Annotated in this window: 9 protein-coding genes; 8 read left to right on the top strand and 1 reads right to left on the bottom strand. The window is 52.5% G+C overall.

Annotated features, from left to right (window positions below; all coding sequences use genetic code 11):
- The 8 genes from ABJQ89_RS20015 to idi form a co-directional block, all read left to right on the top strand.
- Positions 1-560, top strand: a 560-nt coding sequence (locus tag ABJQ89_RS20015; protein WP_348497915.1) for a ribonuclease H-like domain-containing protein, incomplete at its 5' end; no start/stop codon positions are given.
- Positions 560-1,522, top strand: a complete 963-nt coding sequence (locus tag ABJQ89_RS20020; protein WP_348497916.1) for a KpsF/GutQ family sugar-phosphate isomerase — start codon at positions 560-562, stop codon at positions 1,520-1,522. The genes ABJQ89_RS20015 and ABJQ89_RS20020, both read left to right, overlap by 1 nt.
- 1 nt (position 1,523) lies before the next feature.
- Positions 1,524-2,135, top strand: a complete 612-nt coding sequence (lptC, locus tag ABJQ89_RS20025) for an LPS export ABC transporter periplasmic protein LptC (RefSeq protein ID WP_348497917.1) — start codon at positions 1,524-1,526, stop codon at positions 2,133-2,135.
- The gene (locus ABJQ89_RS20030) at positions 2,128-2,670 is read left to right on the top strand and encodes an LptA/OstA family protein (RefSeq protein ID WP_348497918.1); all 543 of its coding nucleotides are present in this window, start codon (positions 2,128-2,130) and stop codon (positions 2,668-2,670) included. Before lptC ends, ABJQ89_RS20030 begins: the two co-directional genes overlap by 8 nt.
- Positions 2,667-3,425, top strand: coding sequence for an LPS export ABC transporter ATP-binding protein (gene lptB, locus ABJQ89_RS20035; protein WP_348497919.1), 759 nt, complete (start codon positions 2,667-2,669; stop codon positions 3,423-3,425). Before ABJQ89_RS20030 ends, lptB begins: the two co-directional genes overlap by 4 nt.
- 239 nt (positions 3,426-3,664) lie before the next feature.
- Complete coding sequence (gene raiA, locus ABJQ89_RS20040) at positions 3,665-4,231, top strand: ribosome-associated translation inhibitor RaiA (protein WP_348497920.1); 567 nt, start codon at positions 3,665-3,667, stop codon at positions 4,229-4,231.
- Positions 4,232-4,272: 41 nt separating this feature from the next.
- Positions 4,273-4,737 (top strand): PTS sugar transporter subunit IIA, encoded by a 465-nt coding sequence (locus tag ABJQ89_RS20045; RefSeq protein WP_348497921.1) that lies wholly within the window; start codon positions 4,273-4,275, stop codon positions 4,735-4,737.
- A 10-nt stretch (positions 4,738-4,747) separates the two neighbouring features.
- Positions 4,748-5,308, top strand: coding sequence for an isopentenyl-diphosphate Delta-isomerase (gene idi, locus ABJQ89_RS20050; RefSeq protein ID WP_348497922.1), 561 nt, complete (start codon positions 4,748-4,750; stop codon positions 5,306-5,308).
- A gap of 4 nt (positions 5,309-5,312) precedes the next feature.
- Here idi and ABJQ89_RS20055 read toward each other — a convergent pair.
- A partial coding sequence (locus ABJQ89_RS20055; RefSeq protein ID WP_348497923.1) for a sulfotransferase family 2 domain-containing protein occupies positions 5,313-6,199 on the bottom strand: 887 nt, incomplete at its 5' end.

Raw genomic sequence — 6,199 nt, forward strand, 5'->3', positions numbered from 1 at the left:
CTGTCGTTGCGATTGATTGTGAAACGATGGGCCTGCATCCGCATCGTGATCGTCTTTGTGTTGTGCAGATGTCTGGCGGCGACGGAAACGCGCATTTGGTACAGATATCCAAAGGGCAAACCGAGGCGCCTAATCTGTGCAAAATGCTGACCGATCCAAAGGTGCTCAAGATTTTTCACTACGGTCGCTTTGATATTGCAGCGATGCAAAATGCATTTGGCGCCGTGACCGCACCTGTCTATTGCACCAAGATCGCAAGCAAACTGGTGCGCACCTACACGGATCGTCATGGGCTCAAGAACCTGTTGCAGGAATTGCTGAGCGTGGACATTTCTAAACAGCAACAATCCAGCGATTGGGGTGCAGAGAAACTGACCGACGCACAGCTTGCTTATGCGGCCAGCGACGTTCTCTATCTGCATCGCTTACGCACGGAACTTAACAAACGCCTTATCCGCGAGGATCGAATGAAAATTGCACAAGCTTGTTTCGACTTTTTGCCAGTACGCGCAGAGCTAGACCTTGAAGGTTGGCCCGAAGTAGACATCTTTTCTCACTGATGGCTGATAAAAACACATTCTTGGACACCGCGCGCCGTGTGATCCGTATCGAAGCAGAGGCTTTGACCCTTTTGGCTGATGGCATCGGCGATCCCTTTGCTGAGGCCGTGCAATTGATCCTAGATGCACCAGGGCGCATCATTATTTGCGGCATGGGTAAATCTGGTCATGTCGCGCGCAAGATTGCCGCGACCTTTGCCAGCACAGGCACACCTGCGCATTTTGTTCATCCCGCCGAAGCGAGCCATGGCGATCTTGGTATGATGGCCAAGGGTGATGTCGCGCTCGTGCTGTCTAATTCAGGCGAAACGCCTGAGCTGGCTGATGTGATCGCACATACGCGTCGCTTTGGCATCCCGATGATTGGCGTTGCGAGCAAAGAAAAATCCACGCTGCTCACGCAATCAGATGTGGCAATTGTTTTGCCCCCTGCCGAAGAAGCCTGTGGCACTGGCGTTGTTCCAACAACATCGACGACAATGACCCTCGCGCTTGGCGATGCCATGGCTGTCGCTTTGATGGAGCACCGCGCCTTTACCCCCGCAAATTTCCGCGACTTCCACCCCGGTGGAAAGCTCGGCGCGCGACTATCAAAGATCAGCGATCTGATGCACTCAGGCAGCGCATTGCCATTGGCATCACCAGAAACCCCGATGAGCGATGTCTTGCTAGAAATCTCGCAAAAGGGGTTTGGCGTCGTTGGTGTCGCAGCCCCTGATGGAACGTTGCATGGCATCATCACCGATGGGGATTTGCGGCGCAATATGGATGGGCTGCTCGATCTAAGCGCGAGCCAAGTTCAAACCACAGGGCCCACAACAATGCGCGCTGGTGCGCTAGCTGAAGAAGCGCTTGGCGTCATGAACGAACGCAAGATCACTTGCCTGTTCGTCACTGACGATGCTGGCAAGGTTGAAGGGCTGCTTCATATCCACGACTGTCTGCGCGCAGGGCTTGGCTAACATGGCATTTGGCGATCACGCATACACACGCGTTATTCGGGGCTTGAAAGTGACATTGCCTCTGGTCGCGCTTGTGTTGCTATCGACGATGTTCATGCTGTCGCGCAAGGTTGATCCCGAAGCCGCGGTTGCTCTATCGAACCAAGCTTTTCGTGAGCGCATTGATCGCTCGCAATTGAGCGAACCGCAGTATGACGGCAACACCAATTCCGGCAAAAGCCTTACCGTGACAGCGCAGTCTGCACGTCCCGATCCAGACATTGAGGGCAAGACCTATGGACAAGTCGTTAATGCCCTGATCAACCTCGACAATGGTGAGGTCATGACCGTGAAAGCAGACACAGGTGTGATCGAAGAAGCGCAAGATCGCGCGATCCTGAGCGGAAATGTGCACATCCTCACCACAGATGGCTACGACGTGCGTACCAGCCAGCTCACCTCGCTTTTGTCAAAGGTTGAAGGTGAATCCGCAGGCGCCATCACCGCCGTTGGGCCACCCGGAACGTTGCAGGCGGGCAAGATGTTCGTAAATACCGACGAAAATAGCGGAAGTGTGCATTTGCTTTTCACTAAAGGCGTACATTTGGTATATAAGAAGCCAAAAGATGAATAGGCAGGGGCCCGAGCAATTGATCAAATCTATCCTTTTTGCGCTTTGCGTCGCCTCTACGGCTATCGCGGGAACCACCCTTTTCGCTCAAGAAAGCGGTACATCGATTGCGTTTGGTGATCGCCAACAGGATACGGATGCGCCAATCGATGTAACGTCGGCACAGCTGGCCATCGACGAAAACGCCAATACGGCCTTGTTCACAGGGGACGTGGTTGTCGTGCAAGATACGATGACGCTTTATGCCCCTTGGGTGAAAGTCTTTTATCTCGAAGATCAAAGCGGCATTTCACACATGCATGCCAAAGATGGTGTAACGCTTATTCAGGGCGATGAAGCTGCTGAGGGCGAAACCGCTGATTACGATCTCCAAAAAGATCAAATCGTCATGAATGGTGATGTTTTGGTGACGCAAAAGCTCAGCGCGATTGCGGCGGACAAAATGACAATCGAGTTGGAAGATGGCACCGCGCTTATGACGGGGCGCGTGAAAACACTTCTGCGCACAAACTCCAATACGAAGAAAGACGACGAATGAGTGCGCCAACCCTCACTGTGACAGAAGGCGATTCTGGCCTTCACATCACGAATCTGCGCAAAAGCTATAAGAAAAAGGTCGTTATCCGCGACGTGTCGATCAAATTGGATCGGGGTGAAGTTATTGCGTTGCTCGGACCGAACGGATCCGGCAAAACAACCAGTTTTTACGCGATAGCAGGTTTGGTTTACCCTGAGGGTGGGACCGTTTCGATCGACGGGCGCGATGTTACGAATCTGCCAATGTATCGCCGTGCAAAGCTGGGGATCGGATATCTACCACAGGAAATGTCAATTTTTCGCGGGATGAGCGTAGAAGACAATATTGCGTCTATCCTCGATATTTCCCAGAAGAACCGCCAAAAACGGCGCGAGCGTTTGGAAGAACTGCTGTCTGAATTTTCTATCGAACACCTACGCGGCGCGCCTGCGCTTGCCCTATCAGGCGGCGAACGTCGCCGTGTTGAGATCGCGCGCTGTCTGGCAGCTGATCCGAAATATCTGTTGCTCGACGAACCCTTTGCTGGTGTTGATCCGATTTCTGTTGGTGACATTCGGCAACTCGTCGCAGACCTAAAGAAACGCGGCATCGGTGTTCTGATTACCGATCATAACGTTCGGGAAACATTGGAAATTGTGGACCGTGCCTACATCTTGCACGACGGTCAAGTCCTGATGTCAGGCACCCCGGAAGACGTGGTCGAAAATGAAAATGTGCGCCGCGTTTACTTGGGTGACAATTTCAAAATCTCGTAAAATCCTACAAGCAACTTTTCGCGACCGCTGCGGGATTTGATTGACAGACAGGCCCTCTTTGTCGTCAACTGAACCCATGACGTTTTGTACGAACGGGCACTTTCATCCACTTCATGTCTCTCTTGGGACGGGTACTGTGCAGTCTGCAAATTGTTCATTCTCTGTCCGCCAAACCTAGAAAATAGGACCGTACGCTCCCCTCGGAGTCCGTGCGTTGGCATAATAATGAAGGAGACAGGATGCGTTACCAAATCAGTGGAAAACAAATCGATATCGGCGAAGCACTACAAACCCATGTAAAAAGTGAATTGGGTTCAATTCTTGATAAATACGCGCAGCGACCGACGGATGCGAATGTCATCTTTTCAAAGAGCGCGCATGAATATGTCTGCGAAACTAACGTTCACCTTTCCACTGGCTTGACGGCCTCCGCTCGTGCTCATGCAACTGAAATTTATGCCGCATTTGACGCCTGTGGCGAAAAAATGGACAAACAATTACGCAGATACAAGCGTCGACTGAAGGATCACCACAAGGACCGCACCGATCCGGTTGAATTATTCGGCGCTTCCTCTTATATCCTCGCCAGTGAACATGACGAAGTGGATTCGGAACCCGAGACTTTGCAGCCTGTTATCGTCGCTGAGATGGAGACGAATATCCCTTCTCTCTCAGTCGGTGAAGCGGTAATGCAGATGGAATTGGGAAACACCCCTGTTCTCATGTTCAAGAATGAGGGAAACAAGAGTGTGAATGTCGTTTACCGTCGCGATGACGGAAACATCGGCTGGATCGACCCTAAATAGTCAACGCGCCACTCTAGGCTGGTGCGATAAGGTGCAGGCAAATGGATATCTATGATCTGTTGAAACCGGAGGCGGTTAAACTCGTCTCAACGGTCTCTAGCAAGAAAATGCTTTTGCATGCTGTAGCTGATCTTGCGGCACAGGCTCATGGCATGGACGCTGCACCTACACTTAACGCACTTCAAGAGCGCGAAGCGCAGGGGCCAACAGGTGTTGGCCACGGCGTTGCTTTGCCACATGCGCGCGTTCAAGGGTTGGACAGTGTCAAATCCGTCTTCATCCGCCTAGAGAAACCAATTGATTTCGGCGCGGTTGATCGTCAGCGCGTTGATCTGTTCTTTGGCCTGCTTGCGCCTGAGAACGCAGGTGTTGAGCATCTCAAGGCGCTCGCATTGATCTCGCGCACCATGCGCGACTCAGCGATTTGCGGTAAGCTCCGCGCTAACGAAGACTCCGAAACGCTCTACACCATCTTGACAGAAGCACACCGTCAGAAAGCAGCTTAGGACGCGTCTCGTGACGAACTCTATTCCTGCTTGGGTGGACGGCGTTCTCACCCCCGTTGAAAAGCTCGACGTGCATGTGCGTGGCCTGCGCCATAAAGCTGTCTCTGTATTCGTGTTTCATGAAGACGAAATCTTGATCCAAAGACGCGCTCTGGAAAAATACCATACGCCCGGGCTCTGGGCGAACACATGCTGTACCCACCCTCATTGGGATGAGTCGCCAGAGGACTGCGCCTTGCGCCGCTTGAACGAAGAGTTGGGCCTGCAGATCGACACCTGCGAATACCGTGGTCAGCTTGAGTATCGCGCAGATGTTGGGAATGCGCTGATCGAGCATGAAGTTGTAGACGCCTACGTTGCACATCTGCCAGAGCGCCCAAAGTTGATCCCGAATCCAGAGGAAGTCATGGATACTCAATGGGTCAACTATTCAGACCTCACGCGCGACGTCGCGGCTTCGCCTGAAGAGTATACACCTTGGATCAAGATTTACCTAAGCGACTTCGCAGAGCAAATCTTTACGCAAAGCGAGCGCGCTGCAACGGTCGATACGTCTTCCACACTCGCCTAAATACTTAGGCCCAATCAGCGAACCCAAACATAAGATAGTCACGCTGATAGGCATCACGCACCGCGCTTTCGATGTCCTTGTTGTAAACTTCGCTCAGCTCAAAGAACCGAGCTTTCGGCTCTTGTAGACCTGGCACGGCAACGTCGCTCATCCCTGCGGACATTGCGAGCATGGAAAGCATATGCTCCAACTGATCTTCGCGCAGCACCATGTCGGGCAACGCGAAATCGCCCATGTTTGAAATCGCCTGCGATTGGCTGCACCAATGCGCATCGATACGAATAGACGTTTGACCCGATAAGTTCATTTTTACGAAACTTGCGAACTCTTTAAACGCCTCACGATGGGCGGTGATGTCCCATGTCTCATCGGGTTCTTGCCCCGGAATAGGCAGCTTATGAAACTTGCGCAGCGTGTTGCGAATTTTCGTATAACTCCCTTCTTCCTTCGTGAGGATTTTGTTGCAGAACGCTTCATGCAGTCGAGCAACAGGATGCCGTAGAACGGTGAATGTGCGATGGCCGATATGGCCACGTTTCCATTGGCGCAGCAGCTTTTGGTTAAAGCCGGTTTGAAGCCCGTCAACGCCCACACCATCCAGCGAGGCCAACCAGCTCAGGACCTGTTGCTCAGGGCCTGAACGGATGGGCATATAGAGCAGCGGCGCGCTGTGCGCAGCGACATAACTCGGAACCACCGCGCCGCGCCGCGGTTCAAAATTCGGCGTGCGCGTCAGGTTAAAACGGTCGAGGCGTTTTAGTCCGCTTTCAATATCATCCACATTCGCGATCTTATTTTCCAAAGACCCAGGGTTTTGAGGCTTCAGTGAATCATCTAACCCTTCAAGCCGCGCATCTACGCCCAAAAAGCCCGCAAGACCGTTCATGACAT

Origin of the sequence: Planktotalea sp., assembly GCF_039984035.1 — a bacterium.
Lineage (GTDB): Bacteria > Pseudomonadota > Alphaproteobacteria > Rhodobacterales > Rhodobacteraceae > Planktotalea.